Source organism: Microcoleus sp. SVA1B4 (assembly GCF_036700545.1).
GTDB lineage: Bacteria > Cyanobacteriota > Cyanobacteriia > Cyanobacteriales > Microcoleaceae > Microcoleus.
This window is the reverse complement of the sequence record NZ_JAUBPB010000085.1, coordinates 1-25851: the sequence shown is the minus strand read 5'-3', so window position 1 is coordinate 25851 and position 25851 is coordinate 1. Positions and strand designations below refer to the sequence as shown.

Sequence of the window (25851 nt, the reverse complement as noted above, 5' to 3'; positions counted from 1 at the left end):
TTAAAAGTTTTTTTTAGTTATTTAGTAATGCACAAATTTAGGTGTTTGTCAAATTAATTTAGATGCGTTTACCCTGGCCCTATATTCAAAGTTGGTGGATAGATACTCAGGATGAATTAGTTCGAGAGGGGACGAATATTCGCGAAAAATTGGCAATAATAATTCAAGAAGATATCCAAGAAATATCAGATGAATTATCTAATTATCTTGGTGATGCTTTAGAAGTAAAACTGAACATAAACCCGATTCAGTTTCCAAGTTTTGATTTTCCAGGAATTGATGCAAGAATTAAAGATGTACAAGTAGCCGTGGTAGAAATAGAAAGGAAAAAAGGTAAAAAAAGTCGTTGTTGTGACTCCGATCAAGTCTATTATACTGATGAACCTGTTACCAAAAATCGCAATTTTTTTGAAGTTAATTTACGGCAAACATTACAGTCAATAAATCAAAAAATAGATGTGCAAACTTTTACAAACAAAGATTTGTTAGAGCGAGTTATTAACAAACAGGTTTCGGCTGATTTCAGAAGTGCCGAAAAGCAAATTAATGATTACATAAAAAGGTTTCAAAATGACTTCGATCGCGTTTTGAAGGAACGGGAAACCAAAGAAGCAGAAGCGCCGGAAATTCTGGCTCGTCTTGAGTCTCAAAAAGCCCAGCTTATTGAGTACCTCAGCCAATTAAGTTCGATTCGGGAATCTCTCGATAGTTGGAAGCCAGTTAAGTAAAGTTAGAGAAAGTACGATCGCCCTTATTGTCCGAAAGTGCGATCGCCTTTCCCATCCCGCATCCCAAAGGGCGATCGCCATTCCTTAAGTTAAAATATAACTTGTCAGATTAGATAATATAACTTATCAGATTCAGAAAGGACAAGTTATGCCTGTAAACTGGAGAGAACATATCGTTAGTACCCCCGATGTACTGCGAGGTAAACCAAGAATCAAAGGAACTAGAATTCCCGTTAGTCTGATTTTAGGATATTTAGCATCAAATAACACTGTAGAACAAATCATCGACCAGTTTCCAGATATCGCCAAAGAACAGATAGCTGCTTGTCTTGATTATGCTCGCGATTTGTCGGATTTTGAAACAGTTGCCGTCGGAGTTTAAGATTGTTCATCGATCAATGCGTTCCTAAGTCTATTATTCAAATCCTTCGTGATACGGAGCATGAAGTTTTTGTATTGGGAGATTACATTCCAATTGAATCTCCAGATACTACTGTCATTGCCAAAGCTCAGGAATTAAAGGCTATACTTGTTTCTCTCAATGGAGACTTCGCAGATATTGTGACTTATCCGCCAAGTTCATATCAAGGAATCATTTCTCTTCAACTGAGAAATCACCCTGAAATTATTCCTCAGTTGATGGCAAGGCTGACAGAATACTTCTCATTGCACGATAGTGAGGAGCATTATCGAGGTAAATTACTACTGGTAGAAGTTTACAGAATTCGCATTCGAGTATAAAAATTGATAGCGAGATCCCTTTTCCCTAAATAACCAAAAGGGATCTCGCCTTTCCCATGCCGAATCCCTGCATTGCGATCGCTCCTTTCCATTCCATCCAGCTATCCCAAAAAAGATCGCCCTTATTTTCCGAAAGTGCGATCGCTCTTTCATCAATCAATAAAAATTTCTGGGTTTGTTTAACTACAAATCTAAACGTGATAAGCAGTAATAGCAACTATTCCATCAGCACTGTAAATAGCTTCGATGCGTCTAAAAGTAGAATGAGTCCACCACACTTTCATGCGATTTCCTTGAGCCGGAGCCGTACCAATTTTACCGTAGCCTGCTGTTAATAGAAGTAACTCAAATTCTGTAGATGGCAAAGTTTTTGCAGTAATTTGAGGGATGCCGTCAAGCTTATGCTTATCAAGGGTCATAGCTACCTTGGTAAGTGCTGTAGATGCGGTAGCCAGGGAATACTAAAGCCATGCCAATTCGACTATGAATTGTCCCTGGATAGTTTTCTTCGGGCTCGCTACCCCCAATCCTAATTTTGATGGCACCCAGCCAAATGTAGAGCCCTGGAATTAAAGTATCTAAACTGTAGGCGATCGCCCGCATTTGAAGATCCGGGGGATTAATCGGTTTTAAATACTGTGGCTTTTCAGGTTTGGAAATGGACATGGCACTGATTCCTGTGCGATATGGTGGAAAAGCGGTCTTGTTGAGAACATTTTAATATAACCTAAGTTTCAATTGCCAATTGTCAAGCTTAATTAATCTTATTTTACTTTAGCTTGCGTAAGTCAGGCAAGTCGGCATTTATGAATACTGGTCAAAGTGCGATCGCGATTTGGAAGTTTTGATTGCAGCCGGCATCCCGCGTCATTTATTTAAAATACTGACTGACAACGATGACATCGATTTGAAGCCTGTAACGCAATACCTCAAAGCAGTTTCATAATGCCTTGGGTGTAGCGGAATTGTTGCTTTTTTTGAAGTACGATCGCCCTTATTGTCCGAAAGTGCGATCGTCCTTTTCCCCCAAATAACCAAAAGGGATCTCGCCTTTCTCATGCTGAATCCCTGCATTGCGATCGCCCTTACGTCCCAACTTGTCACAAAGCGCGTGAAGCGCAGCTATCCCGTCGGGAATCGCCCTACATGAATTATTCAAACTAACTCCGACACACTCAGCCGCCCTTCTACGGCTTCATACTTATCTAGGTCATTAAATTTTTTATCTCTTTTTTTTTTCCGAACACTAATTGATGAGATGAAGACCATGCAGTGAATATATATAGCGCTTTTTGCTGCTCATTTCGGTCATAAGATAGTTTCATTGTTTTGCCATCAATGGCAATCACGTTTAATTCTAATTCCCCGACGATCGCATTTACCCAACTCAAAAAACATTCTTGAAACTGCTGCGGCTCAATTCTGGCAAATAAGGAGACTAAACCTGTCATGAGATGGTATACCATTCGGTAATTCTAGAAACCTTTTTAATTATTCATATTTGGCGTTACCATAGGCTTCTATTACCACCCATCCGTCTGCACCGCTGATGATAGCTAGAATCGCAATCGATCTAATATCTTTGAGCAAATTTTATTTACTTCTTTCTATTTTTTGGTCGTTCAATGTGGCAAAATTTTTTAAAGAAATGGCAGTTAAAATATTCACTGAAGACAATGAATTTATTTGTTTTTGTTGGGAAGTTACAGTTTTACTAAAACCTCTTGCCCTTGATAACACTCATGAAGTAGAATAAACTACAAAAAAAATAGTCGCATATAACTGTAGCATATTTTGGGTTAAAGTTAAGATGGGTTTACCCTGAATCTAAAATCTAAAATCTAAAATCTAAAATCTAAAATCTAAAATCTAAAATCTAAAATCGTATGACTGATTATAAAGGCGATCGACAAACTAGCAATTTAGCAGCTATTCACCAACAAATCAATTGGCTTCAGCAACAGCCAGATGGCTTCCTATTTCAACAAAACTCCGGCGACAACTGCATCGCCGTAAAAAAAATAAACTCAGTGCTACTACTGCTTTTAGCAGACAGAGAAACCTTAATCACAAATGTAGCTCAATCAATCCTAGACCTCAACAATCCACTAAATTTAATCTTTCCCTATTCCCGATCCGTGCTGCTAGCATTAGTCTGGAAAACTCACCCCAAAAAAATCTATGTAATCGGATTTGGTGGCGGCACCCTCCCCAGAATTTTCCACCACTATTTCCCTAACGCGATAGTCGAATGTACAGATATTGACCAAAAAATAGTCGAAGTAGCTCAAAAATTTTTTGGCATTCAATTCGACGACAGACTCAAAGTAGCCATTCAAGACGGGCGCGAATATCTAGCCCAACAAGATTCCCCAGTAAAAAACGATATAATTATCGTGGATGCTGGTTTTGGCAGCGGCTATATGCCCTATAAATTGGTGACAAAAGAATTTTACCAACTGTGCAAAACTCGCTTGTCAAGCGCAGGTGTTCTAGTTGTCCACCTGTTCCATAAACAAGAGTTTAATGCGGTAGCGGTGAAAACAATTCAAACTGTGTTCGCACAAGTTTATATATGCAATTTAGAAGCCGGCAACAGCGTTGTCATTGCGACTAATGCTCCAGATTTAGCTAAAAATGAAATTTTCTTTAAAGCCGAACTTATTCAAGATTTCCACAATTTAGGATTTTCCTTAATAGAAATGTCGCTCCAGCTAAAAAAAGTAGCCCAATTGCCGGAATGGGTGAAAATTTGGGAAACGCTGCCAATTTTTACAGATGCTGAAATACCCGCCGGATATTTGGACTGATAAATATACACAATTAGAGCTGTTAACCGAATCCCACAAAAAACTCTAATTGTTGGGTGCTTATGGGGGAACCATCGGGCTGTAGAGTGTTTAGGGGCGCACCATCGCTATGCCTTTAGCAAATCCCAATCACTCAACAGTTGATACTAGGAAACATCTGTCTCAAAAATACTTGACAGTGAAATTGCGTCGGTCTATTATAGAAGTAGTGCAAACAAGTAAAAACATGAGACTAAAAAGTTGGGAGTCTCCTCGCAGCGAGGGCAGAAACTCCAAAGGTAAAGGCGGCTCAGCCAGGGCTCGGCAACTCAAAAAGCAACAGCAAACTCTGCGAAAACAGTTAAAAGCTCAACACGATCGACAAAACCACCCACAAAATCACCCACAAAACCACCAACAAAACCATCAAGGGAAGGAAACCCATAATTCCTTCCCTTTTTTTGTATCTTTCCGCTGCTCAATCCCGCTGAATGTTCGGACAAATCGTGCTAGTAATGCTCGCCTGCGAGGGTTGCTCTTGCCAGCAGTTGAGAATGCCTTGCAACTCCCTCTTCAAAGTTTCTAAGGCTGCAATTTGCACGGAAATTTCCTCTACTTTAGCCGTTAGATGCTGCTTCGCTTCAGAACAAGGCAACTCTCCCCGATCGCGAACCTCTAAAATATCCTTAATTTCCTGAAGGCTCAAACCCAGAGTCTGAGATCGTTTAATAAACGCCAACCTGTTGAATACGGTTTCGCCAAACAAGCGATAGCCCGCGGGCGATCGCTCCACAGCAGGAGACAGCAAGCCCATCTCCTCATAGTAACGAACAGTTTTCACCGACAAACCACTACAGGCAGCTACAGAGCCAATTTTGTACAGTTTCTCGGCAACAGAAATATTCATAAACCAAGCATCCAAGATCGAAAGACTTTCTTGCCCTATCTTTTGGTGCCTCAGATCCAGGGAGTCGATCGGCACATCGCCCAGTCACCATTGCCCAGTAATCTTAATAAGGAGGATTTTTTTTAGACACATTAAGCACGGGCAACTGAGGTCTAGAAGACTGAGGAGGAAGATAGTATTCGGGAGCCGGCGCGGGTTGTTCGGCTGCAGAGCGGTAAAATTGCCACCAGCGGAGAGCCATCGCCACCCCAGCGGTGCCAAGCCCAAAAGCCAATAAAGAGCCACTCGCACCCATGCTGCCGATGGCTGCATCGACAACGCCCACTGTCACAACAAAGCTGGTAATTGGCTCTTTACGGTAAGCTGACCTCAAAAGTCGCGTCCATGAAGCATTCATTTGGTTTTACTCTGTTCTATATTTATTTACAAGCTCTAAAACTTAGAGTTGGCGGAACGATCGGGATTTCTAGCTCAAAGACTAGCTTCACCTAAATTAATCTTCTCGCCTGTGGGGAATTGTACGGGAGCGAGGCAAAATTGCCAAGCTTGTCAAATCAAAATTCCACCCCATATATACCTCCAAAAGCCAGCTATTGCATTCGGGAACAGAACTCTCTCGACAGAGAAGTCGCTGGGCTTGTTTCTAATTAATATTTTAATCAATTCCCGAATTTGTCGCGGTCAGCAGAAGTCACACCCGCTGCCGTTCGAGTCAAGACAAAGTGTGAGGCTGACCGCGCCGTTGCTAAAATTAGTTGAGACCTAACCAGGACAGCAAGCCCTGGCCTGTGACATACTCGATAATTAAAGTTAGAGAAAAACCGATCATCGCAGCTCGACCGTTAAGGCGTTCCGCGTAGCTGTTGAAGCCAAACTTTGGCTGTTCCAGTTTGGGAGTGACGGTGGGTTGGAGTTGTGTCATTGCTTTGGGTACCTGGCGATCGACGCTATTCAAATGTGAAATCCAATGTTAGTTACAAATCTTAAACATTGCTACTTCTATTATAAAGAGGGTTAACCGCCGTCAACCGTCCCCGAAGAGAAAAAACTGCTGCCAACTAATGCCAATTAATTATACCCGCTCAAAATATGACTAATCAGTTAGATAACGATAAGCTTCCTGTCGCCGTACAGCGAGTAGCCTTTGCCCTTCGTACAACAGGCTGGGTTTGCTTCTGGGTACAGTTAGTGCTAGGGGTGGTAGCGGCGATCATTTTGCTCTTTGCCATCCCCTTCGCCCTCCCCAGGGCTACCGCCGGTGCGGGTTCAACCAGTGCAGGCACCGGCGGGGGCGTATTTTTTGCCATTTGCGGGCTAGCCGTACTCGCTTACAGCATATATCGCTCTTTCCGCTTCACCCGTTTGTCGAGACAACTGCGATCGCCCGGTAACGCAGTCCGCCCCAAAAAAGCAGACACCATCAAAGAGGTGCGGCTGGCACTGATGAGTAACTTGTCAGGAATGATCCTGACGCTGATCGGCGCAGAAGCCATCAGCGGCACGCTTTTAGCGAAATCTCTAGCTCAGCCGCAAGCCTTGTTCGGTGCCGCCGTTGATGTGGGTCGATTTATTCAGCCTCTAGATATATTTGTGGTACTCGCCAATACTCACGCCACTGTTGCCCATTTTGTCGGGATTTTCGGGGCTCTTTGGTTGCTCGATCGCATCCACAAACAATAGTTATTGGGGAGGGGCAACCGATGCCCGATGCCCAATGCCCGATGCCCGATGCCCGATGCCCCACTCTCCCACTCTCCCCCAACCGACATCCGGAATCACTGCCAACCTGTCGAAGAACGTACTCAGATACCTTCTACCAAGACAACATGAATATCATGGCACTGAAACCCGAGGCTTATTTTGGGGTGACAGATCACCCAACTATTGAAATTTCTCAAGAAAGTTTTCGTTCTGTTCTAGGTCAAATAGAAGCTGAACTCCTCTGTAGCGACACCTATAGCCACGCTCTAGCTAGCCTGCAAACAATGTTGGGCGAAGCAGCCTCCGCTGCCGAAATTTTAATTAGAGCAGTTAGCAGAGAAGCCGTCAAGCTCGCATTCGATCGATTTCCCAAACAGAACAAAATTGAAGCGCAAGTAGCCCAAGAGAGTGTTACTGCTGTAAGTCCCGCTATTGAGACGGTGACAGAAATTCAAGAATTGGAGCCACCAGTAACTGCTCCTGTCTTCTATTGGCGCAGCGCTACTGTGGAAGCGCCCCCCCAAACCGAGTCCGACACAGAAGAAAATTCCGATCGAGAAACTAACACTTCTGAAGACAGCAAACAAGCGCCCCAAGACGAAATTCAAGTCGAGTCGGCTCTACCTGCAACTGTCACCGTCCCCGGAAAATTCTTCCCAGGGTTCGGTTTTCCCAAAAAGCCGAAAAAACTCACCAAGGAAGAAGAAGCAGCTTTAGCCGTTCAACAGCGAGAAGAGTGCCTGCGGGAGTTGGGTAAAGAATTGCGTAAGGGACGGCAAATTCGCTCCCTATCCCTGCTCCAACTCCACAGTCAAACTCTCGTGCCGCTGCACCACATCGAATCGATCGAAAATGGGGAAATCGACAAACTGCCCCAAGACATTTACGTTAGAGGTTTTATCCGCAGACTTGGCGACGCCTTGGGACTAGACGGTAGCGCTATGGCGAATGCTTTGCCCAAACCCGCTCCGACTCCAATTCCCAGTATGTATGTGTCTGTTTCCGATTCCGACTCAGGCGAAGGCTTTCAAATGCGTCCGGTGCATTTGTACATCGGCTACACCGCTTTGATGGCTGGGGCTGTAGGGGGTTTGGGTTGGCTGTCGCAGCAACCCGTGGTGCCAGGAGCACAGGCAGTACCTCAACCGCAGGTGACACCGCCCGCCTCAGTTGCACCGGCTCAGAAAACCCCAGAAAAAGCACCTCAACCGGGCTTGAAGAAGTCTAATAACGGGGGATTGAGGATGGGGGCTGACATGGCGCCGCCGGAGGTGATTTTTGGTTAGTGTGTGTCGGGCGATCGATCGTCCGACAACTCTCTTGGCGCAGGTGAACTCGGAAACCGGGTTTCCGAGTTCACCTGCATACGGACACTTGCTTGAAGAAATAAGTCCCGCAAAGCAAATACGGTTGAGATTGTAGTTCAATCCCCGCTTTTCATCTATCTATAGAGTCAATTCTAAAATCTAAAATCTAAAATCTAAAATCTAAAATCTAAAATCTAAAATCGCCAGCCCGTGTACCCAAAGTGATTTTTCAACTACATCAGGAAACCCGATATGTGCGATAAACTATCTATTTGACCACTCCTCAAAGAGGTTTCTGATAAGATGAGTTCCCCAGCTACCGCTGCTTTCTCCGATCTCGATCCGCTATCGACTCACTCGCCAACAGTCACGAGTTCGGTGGCACCAGACACTGCTTTGGTAACGGCGGCTCAACTGCCACAAGCATCTTGGACAATAGAAGATAGTGAGAAACTCTACCGAATTCAAGGTTGGGGCGAACCGTATTTTTCGATCAATGCAGCCGGTCATGTTACAGTTTCTCCCAAGGGCGATCGCGGCGGTTCCCTCGACTTGTGCGAACTGGTAGAATCCCTGAAACAGCGAAATTTGGCTTTGCCCCTGCTGATTCGCTTTTCTGATATTTTGGAAGACCGGATCGAGCGCTTAAATTCTTGTTTTGCCAGAGCGATCGCTCGGTACAATTACAAAAATGTTTATCGCGGTGTCTTTCCAGTTAAATGCAACCAGCACCGACAATTAATTGAAGATTTGGTGCGTTTCGGTCAACCCCATCACTTCGGGCTCGAAGCCGGCTCGAAACCGGAATTAATGATAGCTTTGGCCACCTTAAAAAACCCAGGCGCTTTGTTAATTTGTAACGGTTACAAAGACCGCGAATACATCGAAACTGCTATTTTGGCGCAGCGGCTAGGGCAAACTTCCGTAATTGTGCTGGAGCAAATAGAGGAAGTAGAACTCGCAATCGCCGCGAGCAAAGCATTAGGAATTAAACCGATTTTGGGAGTGCGAGCAAAACTCACTACTAAAGGGGTTGGCCGTTGGGGAGGTTCCACGGGCGATCGGGCAAAATTTGGCTTGACAATTCCTGAAATTATCCGTGCAGTCGGCGAACTAGAAAAAGCTGGAATGCTCGATTGTTTGCAGTTACTGCACTTCCACATCGGCTCTCAAATTTCCTCAATTAGTGTCATCAAAGACGCCATTCGAGAAGCCAGCCACATTTATGTAGAATTAGCTAAATTGGGAGCTAATATGAACTACTTGGACGTAGGCGGTGGCCTCGGCGTTGACTACGACGGGTCTAAAACAAACTTCCACGCTTCCAAAAACTACAATATGCAAAACTACGCTAACGACGTAGTAGCGGGAGTGAAAGATGCCTGCGACGAGCGGAAAATCCCGGTTCCCATTATCATTAGCGAAAGCGGGCGGGCGATCGCTTCTCACCAATCAGTGTTAGTTTTTGACGTACTCGGTACTAGCGATGTCCCCAGAGAAGTACCAGAACCAGTAGATGAAAACGCGCACCAAATTCCGCGCAATCTCTACGAAATTTACCAATCTATCAGTCCCGAAAATTACCAAGAAGTTTATCACGATGCTATCCAATTCAAGGAAGAAGCAGTCAGTTTATTTAACTTAGGCTATTTGGGAATTGCGGAACGGGCAAAAACCGAACAGTTGTACTGGGCTTGCTGCGATAAAATACAGGCGATCGCACGGCAAAATGAATACGTATCTGACGATTTGGAAGACTTAGAAAAGGTGATGGCGTCCATTTATTACATCAACTTATCTGTTTTCCAGTCAGTACCGGACAGTTGGGCAATTAACCAGTTGTTCCCAATTATGCCAATTAACCGACTCGACGAAGAACCAACTCAACGCGGTATTTTAGCCGATCTTACCTGCGACAGCGACGGCAAAATCGACCAATTCATCGATTTGCGAGATGTGAAGTCGGTTTTGGAACTGCATACTCTCAAACCTGGAGAACCTTACTATTTGGCGCTCTTTTTGGGAGGTGCTTATCAAGAAATTATGGGCAACCTTCACAACTTATTCGGCGATGCAAATGCAGTTCACATTCAGCTAACACCTTCTGGCTATCATATCGAACACGTTGTGAAAGGAGACACTATGAAAGAAGTCCTCAGCTACGTACAGTACGATTCAGAAAATTTGGTTGAAAGCATCCGCCGTCAGACAGAAGAAGCTTTGCAGCAAAATAAAATTACTCTTTCCGAGGCCCAACTTTTGCTGCAAAATTATGAGCGGAGTCTCAGCCAATATACTTATCTTCAGTCTTAAAATGTAGGGTGCAACTGAGATGTTGCACCACTGTCAATAAGCCTTTTATGAACAGGCAAGATGCCTGTTCCACAAGAAAATCTACTCTTTGTGGAACAGGCATCTTGCCTGTTCTTGAGAATGGTGGAAGAGGTGAGGTGCAACCTAAGCACATAACCAGAATTGAAAGCTGAGATCGTAAATGTAAAAGTAGGGTGCGCTAGGCGCACCTTACCTTGAGTAATTACCAATTAGCAATTAGCAATTAGCAATTATCCACCATTACCGAGAATTTCAGATATCGCGCGCCGCTCTTCTCCGTGTTGAGTGGGTAAAACTTGGCGAGCGTCAGTAATCAGCCAATCGAGAGCCGCCGCTTGCAAATCGATCGCAGCCCCGGTTTTATCAACGCAGTAGCGCCCGAACACCAGTTTGTCAACCAACCGCACCTCCGGGCCCAAACGGGAATACTCAAAAATCACGCTGTTTTCCACAGTGGCGCCACTGCAAAGCCAGCAATTTGGGCCAATCATTGTCGGGCCGACAATTTTTGCTCCATCCTCAATGATCGTCATCCCGCCAATGTAAACAGGCCCAGTAATATCAACTTTATCCCAGTTAACAGCTACATTCAAACCAGCGTAAATGCCGGGGCGCACTTCAATTCCCGGAATCGAAACATTTTTAACTTGTCCCAGCAGCACGCTCTGAATTGCCCGCCAATAGTCAGGAACTTTGCCGATATCCACCCACTCAAAGTCCATGCTAATCCCGTAAAAAGGCGCGCCTTCTGCTACTAGCTTGGGAAATAACTCCGAACCGATATCATATTCCTGACCCGAAGGGATGTATTTGAATATTTCCGGTTCAAAAATATAAATACCAGTGTTAATGTCGGTACTCAGAGCTTCCTCTACAGAAGGTTTTTCTTGGAAATCTTTAATTTTGCCAGACTCGTCTGTTACTACCACTCCGTAACTGGGAACCTCCTCGCGGGGAACCGATTTCATAACAATAGTAGCGATCGCCCCTTTTTCCCGGTGCCACTTCACAGCAGCAGTCAAGTCCAAGTCAATCAAAGCGTCGCCGCACAGCACCACAAAAGTATCGTCAAAAAACGGCGAGAAATCCTGAATTCGTTTCATGCCACCAGCAGAACCGAGAGCCTCTCCAATCAGTTCTCCCTCCTCAATTCGCCCTTCAAAAGAATAGGCAATTTGTACCCCAAACTTTTGACCGTCGCGAAAGTAGTTTTCAATCACGTCTGCCAGGTGGGAAACATTGACCATAATCTGGTCAAATCCGTGCTGGCGGAGCAATTCAACCAAAAACTCCATCACTGGCTTTTGCAGGATGGGAATCATCGGTTTGGGTATTGTCTGAGTAATAGGACGGACGCGAGTGCCTTTACCGGCCGCCAGAATCATCGCTTTCATAAGAAAAACTCGGTAAGTGGGAAACTCAGGGTATGAAAGACCTGAGAGGGAAACGACACGGGCGGTTTCAACCGCCTTTAATCTTTCTGTATCCATTACCGCCTTGGAGTTGCTCGACAGGAGTGTACTTTTGTAATGCACTTTCGGCAGGACAGTTAGCGCCTCAAACCTTGCAACTCTGTACGCATAATGTTTGCTCTTATGGAGCCTCCCTTTCGGGGTAATGTTCGCTTCGACCTGGTTATAAAAGCTTGTTAGACCTGCAACACTGTTTCAGTGACTTTAAAACTGTTTAATTGCAGATGACAGAGCGGAAAACTAGCGTCGCATTCTCCGGTGTCGTGACCTAAATAACGTCTCCTCTTTCGAGGGGTCTGGTCAGAACAGCTTGCAATTTCTTACAAGCTCAGTGGCTTTAGCCCTGAGTTCCTGACTCTTAACTTCCTCAACCCTCTGTTAACTGATATCAACTGAACAATTAGATGCTAGCGGTTGCGATCGTCGAATCGATCGAGCACAGCAAAATCCTGACCAGTTTATAGGCGACATCGTACCAGGCTATCAATCATTCATCCCCAATTTACCTAGATTTAAGAAACCAGGAATAGGGAATCACCAAGAACTTCGCACTGCCACTCTCCGCATTCGGGACTCAGCAACAGAATGCCATAGAGCGAGATTCTCCCTGGAATTTTAACCGACGCAGTGGCATAGTTATTAGTTTCGCCCGAGAACCTAATACCCTCTAAGCTCAAAGCGCGCGGATTTTGAGGTCTTGATAAAACTCCTCTTGAAGCAACTCTACTTTAGACTGAGCCGATAGTAGCAACAACGCCCAAAAAATACCTACGCGGTCATGATTTGGCAAGTGAACTTCCCCAGTCGATACCGGGTGTTCTGGGTTGACAGAGGAGTGCAAATCCTTATGATGCCAGAGCTCTAGCAAGTTGTCCAAGTCCAGCCAACCCTCGTCAATTTCCGCGCCCCGCTGAGCCAGAAACCGTTCGAGTTCACTAGCAGTTTCTACGAGATTTTCTTGGTGAGCTAGCTCAAAGATAGCCTGGGCCGCTTGCGATCGCATTTTTGAGGTAGGGCGGCGCCGGGGGGTAACTGTCTGCTCCATTGCTGCTTTCATTAGCTGCAACTGCTCAATCAGTTCTGGGAGAGTCACCGGTCGTTTTTGCGGTAGTTGAGCTACACCGCGACGGCGCAATTGTCGCTCTAAATGCTGGGGCAAGTGTCGCCCGCCTGAGTGCTCTGCGTCTTCTACTGCCGGCTCGTCGGCCGAGTCGGGATTCTCGGGGGGTTCTGAGAGGACGATACTTTCTGCTTTGAGCAACACCAGCATTGAAGCGTACAAAAACGCTTGGCCGGAGTGGGACAAATCGGAGAAATCCTTACTCTGATCTGCATCGCAGGCGTTCGTAAGCTTGCTCAGACATCGATCGAACACTTCAATTACCTTAACGTCCCAAGGATCAATTTCTCCCCGTTCGGCTAGGTCAATTAAAATTGCGATCCCCTCGGAAATCGTTTCTAAGCCATCTTGGTCTCGGGAAGCGGCCATTCGATTTTAGATTTTAGATTTTAGATTCTAGATTTTAGATTTTAGATTTTGCCTCTGGGAAAACGAGAGAGCATATCAAGTTAATTGGCGGTTATTTCAGCAGTTGTGCCTTCAATGGCTGCTATTTCTAAACTTATCGGTTCTGCACTTTCTAACAAAGGTTGTTTGCCTTCTACTTCGGCTTTATAGCGTTCAAGATTTTGTTCTAATTCCTGAATCCGCTGCTCTTTTTCGCGAACTTGGCGGAGTTGTTGGCGCGAGGCGAGGGTTCGCTGCATTCTCGACCACAGACTGAACAGCCACGCTAGTGTTGCCCCTAATCCGGTCGCTACAATTAGTTCTACGCACAGCGGAGCTTTAACTTGGACGCCTTTGATAACTTGAATCGCGACTGTCTCTGTATTTTCGATGCTGAATAATACTAGAGCCAAGCAAATCAGAAAGATGAAGAAGAAATTTAGCGATCGCATTTTCTCTGTTCCTAATTCTCAATTCAGGTTAAGCAAATTATTTACCATTTGTCAACTGTTTTTAGGCATATATTCTCAGTGTTTTTATAAAATCTAATCGGGTCAATTAACCATAATATCCGGGGAGGGGCGGGTTGATGGCAGCTCTGAGAGTTGATTGAAGAGATTGGTTAAGCCGCCCCTCTAGGACATATCCTCTTTAGGTTTGACCGATGTTTTGCGGTTTCTTGCCGATTCCCAGCCCTGGCAATATTTGATATTTCAAAGCAATGCCCGCCGCCACAAATAAGGCAATAATCAGCGCCCCAATTCCTACGGGACTGGGAATCCAGAATATCGCCTCCAAATAGTTAACTTCTCCGGGTTTGAGCTTCCAAACTAACTGTTTTCCTTGCTGATAGCTTTCGGGAACCAGCGCACCAGCGACTGTTTCAATACTTTCGGCGCCCCAAGGTGTGTTCAAGCTAAAGTCTAGCTCCAAAAGTCCCCCCGGACTCAGCAGCAGACTGCCATTAGAAGAAAGCAGTGAAAGAGAGCGCAAATCCAATTCCAAACTCAACCGATTTCTCAGCACCAATAACAAATTATTCTGCTTGACATTCAGGTGAGATTCAAACTTCGGCAAATCGGTTTCTAGCCGACTTGAAACCAGAGATTTTGTCGTTGGTGCGATCGGATTGTAAAATTGGTTGAACTTGTCTTGCAACTCGGCTCCATTATTGAAAGGAATCGTCACTAGAACTTCTGTGGGGGAAACCCGTTTAGTTTTTCCGTCCAGCAACCTCACCCGGCGTTCTACGCTTTTCAACCATTCTGCAACAGTTTCGCTGCTGAAGCTCGTCAACCTTTCCCCTAGTTTAATGTGCTGCACGATTTCGCCGCGAGTTTGACTCTCAAAGTTGACCCCGACATCGTACTGAACGCATCCAGTCACTAGAGTTAAAAGGCAAAAAACCAAAGGTAAAAGAAAGAAAAAGTGCTTTTTCTTCTTCCCAGTTCCATCCTTGACATTTTGCTCTTTCATTATATATTTTTCCCTATTTTTACCTATTTGCATGAATTAGCAAAGCGTTGAATTGCCGACACTGTTTCTATGTTTGTTTCGCACGTTAACTGGTTCCTAGGCTCTGCCTGGGAACCCATGTCCAGAGGCTTTGCCTCGCAAGCTTTCATCCAAATTCGAGGCAGAGCCTCATCATCTGTATTACCAGGCAGAGCCTGGTAACGAGTAAAACCGCACTGAACTTATTGCCTCGAAGCTACACCCAACTGTTGAAACAGCATACTCGGCAAATATGCCGCACCGCCTACCCATTCGGCTTCGCTACTCAAATCTGCCAAATTTTTAAACGCTTCAAAAATGCTGCCTGCCACCATTGTATTCTTGACGCGACCCACAATTTTGCCTTTTTCTACTTTATAGCCTAAGTCCAAATTGACCGAAAATTCGCCGGCTAACTGATTGGACTGACCGGCACCTAAAACCTGCTCTACTATTAGACCTTCGTCCATGCTAGCAATCAAGTCTTGAGTGGCGGTATTTCCTGGGGAAATGCAAAAGTTAGTCAAATCAGGGCCTGGGCGAGACAATCCGCCACGAAAACCGTTGCCGGTTGATTGTACACCGGCGCGAGCAGCCCACCTGCGATCCCAATAAAATCCGGTGACAGTACCTTTGTCTATCAAGACTTTGCGGGTGGTGGGTGTACCTTCGTCGTCAAAGGGACAAGCAGAAGGGCCTAAAGTGGGGTCTTCAAAAAAGGTAAAGCGTTCGTCAAATAAGGCTTCGCCGATTTTGTCGGCTAGGGGAGAGGCTTTTTGAACTACTGCTTGACCTGAAAGGATGGTATCAAACAAGCCGCCGAGGGTGCTAGCGGCGGCATTGGGGGTAAATAATACTGGGTAGGAACCGCTGGCGATGGTGGCTGAATGTTCGGCGAGGCGGTATTTTTCGAGGAGTGATTGGAGGATGCTGTTGGTGTCCAGGGGACGATCGCGCGCGACATCGTAACTGTATGCTTGCATAAAGTCTTCTCCCTTTACCAAATTGCCAGCAATAGTCCCGCTGACTATTTGGCTGCTTCTTTCGGCATACACGTCTCGCGTCGTGGCAATTTTGACGCGCCCGCTGCGGACGTGGAAGCCGACATCTACCATAATATCGGGATTGTAGGCGTGAACTTGCTCGATCAGGTTTTTGCCGTTTTCGACTAATTCTTGAGTTGTGGGCGGAGTGTAGGTGGTTTCCGGGCCTTTGAGGTGGAAGTTGGAAGCGAGTTCAAATTCTGCGGGGTCGCCGATTTCGGCTGTTTGAATGGCTGCATCTACTAAATCGTCTATCCGCGTTAAGTCTGTGGAACTGGCAAAACCGATTTTGCCGTTGTAAATCAGCCGGAGTGCGACGCCTTGCAGTGCTTTGGTTTGCAGGGATTTGAGGCGATTGTTTTCAAATTCGATGGGGGTGTCTTGACTCGACAGGTAGTATACTTCAGCGGCATCGGCGCGCTGAGAGGCCAATTTCAAAATCTGCTCTATGGTTGAATCGCTCACAATAATAGCCTTTCTGGTTTGGTCTTTTTTTTATTTTAGCGATTTAGGGTGTGGCCAGAAACCGGGTTTTTTCCCAGAATATCGATACACCATCGAAAAGCTGCGAAAAACCCGGTTTCTTTAGTCGAAGTGCATCCATCAATCCCCAGCCATCTGCTGAACCATAGCAATAATTTCTCTCACTGTCTCCGCGTCGGGCGATCGCAATTGCTGTAAAATCTCCAAAGATTGCTGTAAATAATTAAACTTAGAAACCGGGTTTTTTCGTGAATCTGCCGGCTACAGCGAAGTATTTCCATAAAAACCCGGTTTCTCGACACCCGCGCCCAAAACTGAAGAGCCTTCCTCTATAATTGTAATTCACACTGTTTAAAAACATAGTTAACGGCTGCAAACAGTCGCTCTAAGTCCTGAATTGTATAGAAAATTTTATTGTGAGTAAAGATTTCTAATTTGAGCTTGCCAAACTGCCACATTGCCCCATTAGAAACAATACCAAAGATAGTTTGTTCCGGTTCATTGTTAAGTCGCTGCACGGCGATCATTTCTGCCAAACACTGCCCCCATCCTTCATCAAATGCGCTCTCTTTCTTGGCTTCAACTAATATGAAATAGGGCTTGTCAAAAACTACTGTGCCGAGGGGGGAGCGCTTCGCCAATATATAATCTGGAATTCCTGACAGATTCTCATTATAGACTAAGGTTTGGTGACTCCAGAGGAGAAAATTACTGCGATAATTTTTCCAAACTTCTTTTAATACAGGGTAAATGATATTTTCACAAATGGCGATTTCCGAGTTGTCAAATACTCCCTCATTGAAAATCAATTCTAATTCATTCCGAAAAACGTCGCTGACTGCAAATTCTGTTTCGATAATGAAATTTTCCCGCCGATAATTAATTTGGAATTCTTTGGCGACCGCGCTGATACTTTTATAATTGCTAAAAGGCATTGCTTAACTTCTCTCAGGGCTTATGCAAACAATGGTTTGATATCATGTCGGATCGATTGACTATAATATAGCGACCAGGGCGGGTTTTTGAGATTGTCAATTATTGGCGAGTATTGTTGGTGAACCCGCCCCTACCATATTGGGTAATCGACCGCATATGAAATTAAACAAATGATTAATAACTAAGAAATAAGCCGCCTAAAATTAGCCCGATCGCAATTAACGCCACCCAGATAAACCTATTATCTTTCGTATTAACCTGACTCAAATCTACAGGCTCTGGTACGACTGGCTTGGGTTTAGCGTACTTGATATCAGCGTTCGGATTAGCTTGAAAACTGATTGATTGATTTTCATCTAAAGCTGCCAAATCAGGGATTTTCACCATCCATTCAGGAGGGATAGTGAGTTTGGGAGCTTCGAGAATGAACAGCAAGCGCTTTGCTTGTTGGCGGGTTTCTTGGCGGGGATGGCGGGTGAGCTTGCGGCAAAGCTCGATCGCCCTTTCTGTGTTGCCAGAGGCTTCGTAGGCTGTCACTAGCCACATCTGCACCTCACCGCCCAACCGGGAATTTCGATCGACTAAACCGGTAGCTGTTTCTAAACTCTGCACAGCTTGAGCATACCGGCCACTCTCAAAAGCTACTTGCCCAGCTTGGTACTCAGTTTGAACAATTTCTAACTTTTCTGAAGTCACGAGCACCCACCCAATTCACAAATATTAATTCCCTAATTCCCCAAACGCTAGAATTCGCTGTTGTGTTGCGATCTATTCGATTCTGCATCCCGTTTTGAATCCAATAGCTCAAATCGGTCTACTTTAATGACAGGGGACGATCGGTTTGCCCCAGTGTTGCGATCTTGCCAGCGGTCGAACTTCAACGAACCCTTGACACCAATCAACCGACCCTTGCGAATATAGTCAGCAGCTATTTGTGCATCCTTGCCCCACAGTTCCAAATTGAACCAGTCTGGCTGATCGCTGCTCTTGGATGTGCGGTTGACTGCCAGCGTCAATCTGCACTTAACTGTACCCGACTCAAAATACTTCACGTCCGGGTCGCCGCCGACGCGGCCTACTAAAGTCACAACATTAAGACTCATAAACTTTTTTGGGAATGTGGTCGATCGGTGATGTAGTTAAACAGTCCACACGCGCCTTAGCCTCCAAACTGAACTTGGAACAGCGCTTGTGAGGCTTCATCCTGATTGTACACCCAGTTAGGAGAACATATTGATGGTGGATGATTGGCGAGTCTGCGCTCAACCTGAGCTCGACAATGTACATTTCTGACTAGACTCAGGATGAAAAACGTAATAGAATCCACCTCGGTTACACTTTTGTAACAACATTATTGCACACAATAGTATTTTAGTTTTTGGGGGGGGTACGAATCAGTGGGTCTTCTCAATCGATTTTCGTTATCTAGAGATATGGGTATCGACCTCGGTACTGCTAACACGCTCGTTTATGTATCGGGCAAAGGTATTGTTCTGCAGGAACCTTCTGTAGTGGCGATCGACCAAGAGTTAAAAATACCGCTGGCTGTTGGAGAAGAAGCTAAAAAAATGCTCGGCCGCACGCCAGGGAATGTCATAGCACTGCGCCCGCTTCGCGACGGGGTAATTGCAGACTTCGATACGGCCGAACTAATGCTCAAGACTTTTATCCGCAGGGTTCACGAAGGCCGAAGCTTAGTTTCGCCACGGATCATTATTGGCATCCCCAGCGGTGTCACCGGAGTCGAGAGGCGTGCTGTCATTGAGGCGGCGACTCAGGCCGGTGCTAGAGAAGTACGGTTAATTGATGAACCCATCGCGGCGGCGATCGGGGCTGGACTGCCTGTTGCTGAGGCGACTGGCAATATGATTATAGATATAGGCGGAGGTACTACGGAAGTTGCGGTTTTGAGTTTGCAAGGTACGGTGATCAGTGAGTCTGTGCGGGTAGCCGGCGATGAACTCAATGAGGCGATCGTCCAATACATGAAAAAAGTTCACAATTTGGTCATCGGCGAACGCACTGCTGAAGAAATTAAGATTCAGGTTGGTTCTGCATATCCAACTCCAGAGGATGACGATGTAATGATGGAAGTGCGGGGCTTGCACTTACTGTCGGGTTTGCCGCGAACTGTTACGATCAAAGGCCCAGAAATTCGCGAAAGTATGTCGGAACCGCTTTCAGTAATTGTGGAAGCTGTCAAGCGTACATTGGAACGCACCCCGCCGGAATTAGCAGCAGATATTATTGACAGGGGAATTATGCTGGCTGGTGGTGGCGCGCTGATGAAAGGTTTAGATACTCTGATCAGTCACGAAACAGGAATTGTCACTCACGTGGCCGCCGATCCGCTGTGCTGCGTGGTTTTGGGAACTGGTAGAGTATTGGAAAACAAACAGTTGGAACGGGTTTTCAGCGGGCAGTCGTCGCGTAATATGTAGTTAACAAATTTGGGATTGTGGATTTAGAAATACGGCTGCAATCTCAAATCTAAAATCCTGACTTAACAATTTTAGATTAGTGAAATTATGCTAAAAAATACATTCCGAAAGTGGTGGGATCTGCGGCTGCAAATAGCTCTTTTAGGTTTAGCTGTAACTGCCGCTTGGGGAGTTCGACAAACACAAGGTGCGGCAGTATTTGAAGTTTACAATTGGGTGACTCGTCCGTTTCACGCCAACGGCTCTGGACAAGAGGAACTCATCTCGGCGCGAACTCAAGAATTGCAAGCCCAACTATTAGAAGCAGAGACTCAAAATCAAAAGCTAAAAGAGCTTTTAGGTTACGTTTCTGCTAAGAAACCTAAAGGGATTGTAGCTCCTATTGTTGGTCGCAGCGCCGACCACTGGTGGCAGCAAGTAACCTTGGGGCGCGGCAGTAATGATGGCATTAAAACAGATTTTACTGTGATGAGTCCCGGCGGTTTAGTAGGCAGAGTAGTCAGCGTTACTCCTAATACTAGCTTGGTGCTGTTAGTCAGCGACGCTACGAGTCAATTGGGTGTGGGAATTACCCGCAGTCGTCACATGGGTTTTATGCGTGGGAAAGGCGGAAATCAGGCGGTGATGGAGTTTTTTGAGAATGTTCCCAATGTCAAGCCTGGGGATGTGGTTTCAACTTCTTCTTACAGTCAGTTGTTCCCTCCTGGTTTGCCGGTGGGAAAAGTGGTTTCGGTGGATATGAATAAAACTCCGGCTCCAGAGGCTGTGGTTGAGTTTTCTGCACCGATGAATGCTCTGGAGTGGGCGGTGGTTTACCCCCACTCTAAGCAAGCCGAACCGAAGGATTCGCAGAGTCAATCTTCTGCACCATCTGAGGGAGCACAGCAACAATGAAAGCTTTATATCGGATGTCTTCGCGATCGCGCCCATTTCTTAACTTCGCAGTTACATTTCTATCTGTGATGCTGTGCATACTGATATTGCCCACTCGGATGCCGGGAATGGAATTGTTGGGAATTGGGCCTAACTGGCTGTTAATTTGGTTGGTAGCTTGGAGTATTAAGCGGAAACGTACAGTTTGGGGAGCCGCTAGCATGGGCTTGGTTTTGGGGTTCCTTCAAGATGCGATGACGGCTCCTCATCCCAGCCACGCTGTCAGTCTAGTTGTTGTAGGAGTCTTAACAGTTGTTTTGCAGAAAACCTGGTCGATTCCGGTAGATATTGTTGAGAGAGATCCGATTCCGATCGCGTTAATTGTGTTTGGGATGGCGGTGGTAGCGGAAACGGTGATGGGGCTGCAATTTTTTTCTATGGGCGATCGGGCTTTACTGGAAATTTGGAGCTATCACCAGCGAGTGGCTTTGTGTTCTGCTATTCTTAGCAGTCTTTGGGCTCCGGTGATTTATTTTCCGCTCAATCGCTTGTGGGAAATGACCAGGAATGTAGAAAAATCTTAGTCATTAGTCATTAGTCATCAGTCATTAGTCATTAGTCATTAGTCATTAGTCATTAGTCATCAGTCATTAGTCATTAGTCATTCGTTAACAGTCATTAGTCATTCGTTAACAGTCAACAGTCATTCGTTAACAGTCAACAGTCATTCGTTAACAGTTAACAGTTAACCGTTAACAGTCAACAGTCAACAGTCAACAGTCAACAGTTAACTGTAGTCATTCTACTATTACTTGTTGCGCCGAACCTAATAAGTGATGAACGGCAATAATCAAATCGCTGAGAATGAAATTAGGCTGGTGCTTTTGCAGTTGATAGCGGCTGCGAATTCCGCAGGTAACGGCAATTGTAGGTATTCCCAATGCTTTTCCTGCGAGGATGTCTGCTTCTGTATCTCCGATCATCCAAGCCGAACCCAGCGATGACTCAAATTCTTCTGCCACTTCAGCCAACAATTCAGTTTTTAAGGCTGTATAGTTGTGATAGGCCGCATCCGCCATCTGAGTTCCGCGAATGCTGGTAAACAGTCTGGCTAAACCGTAATTTTGTAACAGTTGAACGGCTTGATTTCTCGGCCGCAGGGTGACTAAAATCAGTCGCACGCCGCGGGAGTGCAGAAGTCCGATCGCCCATTGCACTCCCGGCTGGATGCGATCTAAGTGCAACAAGTCTGGCTGATTGACAATTTGACTGACGCATCCTAAAAAAACGTTAATTTCTTCTCCCGACAAGCCGGAACTTTTGGCTATTTCAGCATCGGGCACGCGGTTTTGCTTCATTTGCCAAAATTGCTGTTTGCTGAGGATTTGAAGGTTGAGGTTGATTCCCCGATCGAGATAAGCTGCTTGAGTATCGGCCAATCCCTGTTGATAGGTGGCATAGTAGCGATCGGAAACATCGACTATGGGCCCGTCTAAATCGCAAAATACCGTCATCCGGGGGGACGAGTCAGCCTCTGATGGTAGGTTGTACTGAAGGTTTTCCGAGTCTTGGGCGACAGCAGTTAACATAAAACGTTAAGTAAATCTAGGGAGTTATACATTTCTTGACTGTAGCAAAAAATGTATAAGTTATAATACATAAATTTTAATGCTTTTATTAAAAAAACCTATGAATTTTTTGAAGATTGGGATCAATAAGGGCGATCGAGCCTGCGCGTCGATAAAATTCAGAGAAAAAGTGATTTTTGTGGCTGTTAATATGTGCTTTAGCCATTAAAGTTTAGAATTAAGTTTTTAGTCTTCTGTAATTTACCCATGCTCAAACAAAGCGATTTTGTTAGGAATTCGGACACTAATCGAGTAGAGGTGCTGTCCGAAGCACTGCCTTACATTCAACACTTTGCCGGTCGCACCATAGTGGTCAAATATGGCGGTGCGGCGATGAAAGATAGCAATCTCAAAGACAAGGTGGTTCGGGATATTGTGCTGCTAGCTTGCGTGGGGATGCGTCCGGTTGTGGTTCACGGCGGCGGCCCGGAAATTAATATTTGGCTCGAAAAATTAGGAATTGAGCCGCAATTTAAGGATGGTTTGCGGGTGACTGATGCGGCGACAATGGAAGTTGTAGAAATGGTTTTGGTGGGTAAAGTAAATAAGGAAATTGTTTCGTTAATCAACCAAGCTGGCGGCAAAGCAGTGGGATTGTGCGGCAAGGATGCCAACCTGATTCAAGCTCGTCCAGATGGGCGGGAAGGAATTGGGTTTGTGGGTGAAGTCAGCGGCGTGAAAATCCAGATTTTGGAATCTTTGGTGAACAGCGGCTATATTCCGGTGGTGTCGAGCGTGGCCGCCGATGAAAACGGTCAATCTTACAACATTAATGCTGACACGGTAGCTGGGGAAATTGCCGCTGGTTTGGGAGCAGAAAAGTTGATTTTGATGACAGATACTGCGGGAATTTTAGAGGATTATCACAAACCAGAGAGTCTGATTGCTAAGTTAGATATTCAGGAAGCGAGACAGTTGGTTGAGTCGGGAGTTGTGTCTGGGGGCATGATTCCGAAAGTTAACTGTTGTGTGCGGAGTTTGGCTCAGGGTGTGAAGGGTGCTCACATTATTGATGGTCGAATTCCTCATGCTTTGCTGCAAGAAATATTTACCGATGCGGGGATTGGGTCGATGATTGTGGCTTCTGAGTTTAGTAGCGCGAACTTAAGGCCCAAGTAAGGGGTAAATCCTAGCGTGGGGAGGGCGGGTGCGTGAAATGGGTAAACTCGCTGCGATCGCGTATATCCTAACTAAACCTGCCCCTAAAAACCTTGAGAAGGTACTTCTAGGAAATTACTTCAACTACTTCTAACCGTTGTTGGATTTCAGCTTTTCTTAAACTATGATCAAGCACTTTAGAGTTTTGGATTCTGTTGCGATTCTCAAGCCGATTGCCAATACGCGATTAGCGCTAGTGGAACCAGAATACGCATCTATTTCTAGTTTACCAGTTGGACTTGTGGGAACTATTGTTGAAGTGTATGATACGGGAAAGGAATGTCAGTATTTAGTGGAGTTTGCTGATAGTCAAGGGAGTGAATATGCTATGGCTATGTTGAAAGCTGATGAAATTTTAGTTCTGCAATATGAACTTGCAGTTGCTTAGTAATGTGAGGACAATAGAAGGTAAGGATTCAGGTCAAAAAAGACTTAAGTATCAAAAGCTGGTAAAATAAACGAATGAAAAAGCCCGCAGCCACCAGACAGAAAGAAAAAATCCAAATCGAGCAGTTGAGCCAAGCTGAACTGGTATAACTGGTAATGGGGCTGCAAAAAATAATTGAAGAATTGCAAGAAAAACTAGCCATTGCTACGGGAAAAAGTCGAACCACCAGTCAGACTTCTTCGATTCCTCCATCACACGATAGAAGTGGGAGTAGGAACACTCCAAAAGACCAATCAACGAGTAGCAGCAGCGGTAAAGCCAGCTATAAATGCACTGTGGAAATGGGCGTGCAATCAAATGTTCATGTAGATGAAACGCTAAGAGTGTTTGATGGGGGTTAAAGAAGGGCTATGGGCGGCTAGTGGAGAGGGATTCTGTTTATTCCATTCCGCGGATACTTTTGTGACGTGTGGAACTAGAAACCATGCTGGGTACAGAATTTGCTGGGGTCTTAAGCTCAGATGATTTCAGCGTTTATAATGGTGGCACAATCACAGCTCAACAGAAGTGTCTAAGCTGTTGTGCATTTAAAACGCATATTGGTATAATATAACATAATGATATTCAGAAAAAGTGAATGCCTGCTAAAAACTTTCTCAGTTCCGAGACAAAGTAAACTCTGCAACAAGCATTAAAAGACCATGAGCATCCAGACATTCGACAAAGAGCGTTAATATTTTTATTACTAAACAACGGAAATACACAAGCTCAGACTGCTGAACTAATTGGATGTTCTCTCATAAAAGTTGCCTACGGTCGCATTCATGGTCATCCTGATAATTTAGACAGTTTTAAAGATAATAGGATGAAGGGTAATTACCGAAAAGCCACATAAAAATACATTGATTTACTTTTAGAAACAGTTGAAATAGAGCCTGAGAAATATGGTTATGAGTTCGGAATATGGACAACAGCTAGACTTGCAATACATCTAGGAGAGCAGACAGGAATAGAGCTGAGTAGTACCCTATTTAGGAGGATTTTAAACTCAAAAAAGTATGTTTCCCTTTCGGCTAAATATAGCTTAGAGTCTAAGCAAAATACCGTATAAAGGGGTTGATTTAAAGATAAATTAGCGGAGTATCTAAAAATAGAAAAGTAATATCCAAACCTTTTGCAGGTATGGTTTTAGAACGAGAGTGGATTTAGTTTAAGGGTGATTAGAAGGAAGAACTGGTGTATAAAAGTAACTCGAAGTAACATTCATAGGAGAGCGACGAAAAAGTCGTATTAATGTTATGGGTGGAGTAAGATATTAAGATAAAAAAATGGGTATATTTTATTCCCTCTGGGAATTATGCTAATTTTTATGCAGTGCTGAAAATTCTTTATGAAGATTTAAAATCCGAGTGGATATTGCAAGGAAATTTAGCGGAACACTTTAAAGATAAAGGCTGTAAGTTTGTGATAATTTTGGACAACGCTAGTTTTCATAAAAAAGCAGAGACTTTGCAGAAAATAGCGTCAGAAATGCCGAATCTAATCATAGAGTTTTTGCCCAAATATAGCCCGGACTATAACGTAGTTGAATTAGTATGGCATTCCGCCAAGGAATATGTTGCTAATAGATTATTTGAATTGAAAAACTAGAATCACTGTTACATAAACTTTTAAATGAGGGCGGGCTAAGAGTGCCCAACCCTACTCCCTACAAGAAAATTTACTCTTTGTGGAATAGGCCGGAAAGCTTGTTGTTAAGAATGATGCAATATTGTGGGAGTAATTGATATCTGCTGGCATTTTCCCCAAACCTGTAGAGGCGAGTTTTACCAACTATAAATTGCGTGAACTAACCTGACGGTCAACTGGGTACAGTTAGACCGCAGGCTTCTTTTTCCTTTTTTTCAAAGGCTTTTTTGAG

The 25851-nt window shown here is 44.9% G+C and carries 31 protein-coding genes and 1 pseudogene; 14 read left to right on the top strand and 18 right to left on the bottom strand.

Going from position 1 to position 25851, the window contains the following annotated elements; all coding sequences use genetic code 11:
• Positions 1-62 precede the first annotated feature (62 nt).
• The 3 genes from QT987_RS26615 (at position 63) to QT987_RS26605 (ending at position 1469) form a co-directional block, all read left to right on the top strand.
• Positions 63-728, top strand: coding sequence for a hypothetical protein (locus tag QT987_RS26615; RefSeq protein WP_333246192.1), 666 nt, complete (start codon positions 63-65; stop codon positions 726-728).
• Positions 729-876: 148 nt separating this feature from the next.
• Complete coding sequence (locus QT987_RS26610; protein WP_333246190.1) at positions 877-1110, top strand: DUF433 domain-containing protein; 234 nt, start codon at positions 877-879, stop codon at positions 1108-1110.
• Positions 1111-1112: 2 nt separating this feature from the next.
• Positions 1113-1469: a DUF5615 family PIN-like protein gene (locus QT987_RS26605; protein ID WP_333246188.1), complete on the top strand. Its 357-nt coding sequence runs from the start codon at positions 1113-1115 to the stop codon at positions 1467-1469.
• Positions 1470-1494: 25 nt separating this feature from the next.
• Here the strand turns inward: QT987_RS26605 and QT987_RS26600 are convergent, their stop codons facing one another.
• The 5 genes from QT987_RS26600 to QT987_RS26580 form a co-directional block, all read right to left on the bottom strand.
• Positions 1495-1629, bottom strand: coding sequence for a hypothetical protein (locus QT987_RS26600; RefSeq protein WP_333246186.1), 135 nt, complete (start codon positions 1627-1629; stop codon positions 1495-1497).
• Positions 1630-1660: 31 nt separating this feature from the next.
• Positions 1661-1888, bottom strand: a complete 228-nt coding sequence (locus tag QT987_RS26595; protein WP_333246184.1) for a hypothetical protein — start codon at positions 1886-1888, stop codon at positions 1661-1663.
• Positions 1878-2135: a hypothetical protein gene (locus tag QT987_RS26590; protein WP_333246182.1), complete on the bottom strand. Its 258-nt coding sequence runs from the start codon at positions 2133-2135 to the stop codon at positions 1878-1880. Before QT987_RS26590 ends, QT987_RS26595 begins: the two co-directional genes overlap by 11 nt.
• Before the next feature lie 328 nt (positions 2136-2463).
• Positions 2464-2628 (bottom strand): hypothetical protein, encoded by a 165-nt coding sequence (locus QT987_RS26585; RefSeq protein WP_333246180.1) that lies wholly within the window; start codon positions 2626-2628, stop codon positions 2464-2466.
• Between the two features lie 46 nt (positions 2629-2674).
• The gene (locus QT987_RS26580) at positions 2675-2935 is read right to left on the bottom strand and encodes a hypothetical protein (protein WP_333246178.1); all 261 of its coding nucleotides are present in this window, start codon (positions 2933-2935) and stop codon (positions 2675-2677) included.
• Between the two features lie 420 nt (positions 2936-3355).
• On the opposite strand from QT987_RS26580, the gene QT987_RS26575 reads away from it, so the two are divergent.
• On the top strand, positions 3356-4279 hold the full coding sequence (locus QT987_RS26575; RefSeq protein ID WP_333246176.1) for a fused MFS/spermidine synthase: 924 nt from the start codon (positions 3356-3358) through the stop codon (positions 4277-4279).
• Between the two features lie 308 nt (positions 4280-4587).
• Here the strand turns inward: QT987_RS26575 and QT987_RS26570 are convergent, their stop codons facing one another.
• From QT987_RS26570 to QT987_RS26555, 4 genes are all read right to left on the bottom strand, one after another.
• Positions 4588-4740 (bottom strand): hypothetical protein, encoded by a 153-nt coding sequence (locus QT987_RS26570; protein ID WP_333246174.1) that lies wholly within the window; start codon positions 4738-4740, stop codon positions 4588-4590.
• Positions 4737-5165: a heavy metal-responsive transcriptional regulator gene (locus QT987_RS26565; protein ID WP_333246173.1), complete on the bottom strand. Its 429-nt coding sequence runs from the start codon at positions 5163-5165 to the stop codon at positions 4737-4739. The genes QT987_RS26570 and QT987_RS26565 overlap by 4 nt, the downstream gene beginning before the upstream one ends.
• A 103-nt stretch (positions 5166-5268) precedes the next feature.
• Positions 5269-5562 (bottom strand): hypothetical protein, encoded by a 294-nt coding sequence (locus QT987_RS26560; protein WP_333246171.1) that lies wholly within the window; start codon positions 5560-5562, stop codon positions 5269-5271.
• A gap of 354 nt (positions 5563-5916) precedes the next feature.
• Complete coding sequence (locus tag QT987_RS26555; protein WP_172186391.1) at positions 5917-6087, bottom strand: hypothetical protein; 171 nt, start codon at positions 6085-6087, stop codon at positions 5917-5919.
• Between the two features lie 167 nt (positions 6088-6254).
• Here QT987_RS26555 and QT987_RS26550 point away from each other — a divergent pair, with 167 nt between their 5' ends.
• From QT987_RS26550 to speA, 3 genes are all read left to right on the top strand, one after another.
• The gene (locus QT987_RS26550) at positions 6255-6845 is read left to right on the top strand and encodes a DUF3611 family protein (protein ID WP_333246169.1); all 591 of its coding nucleotides are present in this window, start codon (positions 6255-6257) and stop codon (positions 6843-6845) included.
• Between the two features lie 155 nt (positions 6846-7000).
• The gene (locus QT987_RS26545) at positions 7001-8152 is read left to right on the top strand and encodes a helix-turn-helix domain-containing protein (protein WP_333246167.1); all 1152 of its coding nucleotides are present in this window, start codon (positions 7001-7003) and stop codon (positions 8150-8152) included.
• 324 nt (positions 8153-8476) lie between these two features.
• The gene (gene speA, locus QT987_RS26540; RefSeq protein WP_333246165.1) at positions 8477-10486 is read left to right on the top strand and encodes a biosynthetic arginine decarboxylase; all 2010 of its coding nucleotides are present in this window, start codon (positions 8477-8479) and stop codon (positions 10484-10486) included.
• A 251-nt stretch (positions 10487-10737) separates the two neighbouring features.
• Here the strand turns inward: speA and QT987_RS26535 are convergent, their stop codons facing one another.
• From QT987_RS26535 to QT987_RS26500, 8 genes are all read right to left on the bottom strand, one after another.
• A complete protein-coding gene (locus QT987_RS26535; RefSeq protein ID WP_333246163.1) occupies positions 10738-11901 on the bottom strand; it encodes an NDP-sugar synthase in 1164 nt (387 codons plus the stop codon).
• A 751-nt stretch (positions 11902-12652) separates the two neighbouring features.
• A complete protein-coding gene (locus tag QT987_RS26530; RefSeq protein WP_333246161.1) occupies positions 12653-13468 on the bottom strand; it encodes a segregation/condensation protein A in 816 nt (271 codons plus the stop codon).
• Positions 13469-13548: 80 nt separating this feature from the next.
• On the bottom strand, positions 13549-13938 hold the full coding sequence (locus QT987_RS26525; protein WP_333246159.1) for a LapA family protein: 390 nt from the start codon (positions 13936-13938) through the stop codon (positions 13549-13551).
• A 199-nt stretch (positions 13939-14137) separates the two neighbouring features.
• Positions 14138-14962 carry a DUF3153 domain-containing protein gene (locus QT987_RS26520; RefSeq protein ID WP_333246157.1) on the bottom strand — a complete coding sequence of 275 codons (825 nt, stop codon included), beginning with the start codon at positions 14960-14962 and terminating at the stop codon, positions 14138-14140.
• Between the two features lie 221 nt (positions 14963-15183).
• Complete coding sequence (locus tag QT987_RS26515; RefSeq protein ID WP_333246155.1) at positions 15184-16488, bottom strand: TldD/PmbA family protein; 1305 nt, start codon at positions 16486-16488, stop codon at positions 15184-15186.
• Positions 16489-16835: 347 nt separating this feature from the next.
• Positions 16836-17441, bottom strand: a complete 606-nt coding sequence (locus QT987_RS26510; protein WP_333246152.1) for a hypothetical protein — start codon at positions 17439-17441, stop codon at positions 16836-16838.
• Between the two features lie 175 nt (positions 17442-17616).
• Entirely contained in the window at positions 17617-18138 is a 522-nt protein-coding gene (locus tag QT987_RS26505) for a tetratricopeptide repeat protein (RefSeq protein ID WP_333034929.1), read from the bottom strand.
• Positions 18139-18185: 47 nt separating this feature from the next.
• Positions 18186-18545: a single-stranded DNA-binding protein gene (locus QT987_RS26500; protein WP_333246150.1), complete on the bottom strand. Its 360-nt coding sequence runs from the start codon at positions 18543-18545 to the stop codon at positions 18186-18188.
• A 330-nt stretch (positions 18546-18875) separates the two neighbouring features.
• Here QT987_RS26500 and QT987_RS26495 point away from each other — a divergent pair, with 330 nt between their 5' ends.
• The 3 genes from QT987_RS26495 to mreD all read left to right on the top strand — a co-directional run bounded on the left by QT987_RS26495 (position 18876) and on the right by mreD (position 21340).
• Positions 18876-19883 (top strand): rod shape-determining protein, encoded by a 1008-nt coding sequence (locus QT987_RS26495; RefSeq protein WP_333053445.1) that lies wholly within the window; start codon positions 18876-18878, stop codon positions 19881-19883.
• An 87-nt stretch (positions 19884-19970) separates the two neighbouring features.
• Positions 19971-20777: a rod shape-determining protein MreC gene (gene mreC / locus QT987_RS26490; protein WP_333053446.1), complete on the top strand. Its 807-nt coding sequence runs from the start codon at positions 19971-19973 to the stop codon at positions 20775-20777.
• On the top strand, positions 20774-21340 hold the full coding sequence (mreD, locus tag QT987_RS26485; protein ID WP_333246148.1) for a rod shape-determining protein MreD: 567 nt from the start codon (positions 20774-20776) through the stop codon (positions 21338-21340). Before mreC ends, mreD begins: the two co-directional genes overlap by 4 nt.
• Before the next feature lie 213 nt (positions 21341-21553).
• Here the strand turns inward: mreD and QT987_RS26480 are convergent, their stop codons facing one another.
• Complete coding sequence (locus QT987_RS26480; protein WP_333246147.1) at positions 21554-22345, bottom strand: HAD family hydrolase; 792 nt, start codon at positions 22343-22345, stop codon at positions 21554-21556.
• 246 nt (positions 22346-22591) lie between these two features.
• Here QT987_RS26480 and argB point away from each other — a divergent pair, with 246 nt between their 5' ends.
• The 4 genes and pseudogenes from argB to QT987_RS26460 all read left to right on the top strand — a co-directional run bounded on the left by argB (position 22592) and on the right by QT987_RS26460 (position 25717).
• A complete protein-coding gene (gene argB, locus QT987_RS26475; RefSeq protein ID WP_333053450.1) occupies positions 22592-23503 on the top strand; it encodes an acetylglutamate kinase in 912 nt (303 codons plus the stop codon).
• Positions 23504-23666: 163 nt separating this feature from the next.
• Complete coding sequence (locus tag QT987_RS26470; protein ID WP_333246145.1) at positions 23667-23930, top strand: DUF4926 domain-containing protein; 264 nt, start codon at positions 23667-23669, stop codon at positions 23928-23930.
• 155 nt (positions 23931-24085) lie between these two features.
• The gene (locus QT987_RS26465) at positions 24086-24331 is read left to right on the top strand and encodes a hypothetical protein (protein ID WP_333246143.1); all 246 of its coding nucleotides are present in this window, start codon (positions 24086-24088) and stop codon (positions 24329-24331) included.
• 278 nt (positions 24332-24609) lie between these two features.
• Positions 24610-25717 (top strand): annotated as a pseudogene (locus QT987_RS26460) (IS630 family transposase).
• The last annotated feature ends 134 nt before the right edge of the window (positions 25718-25851 follow it).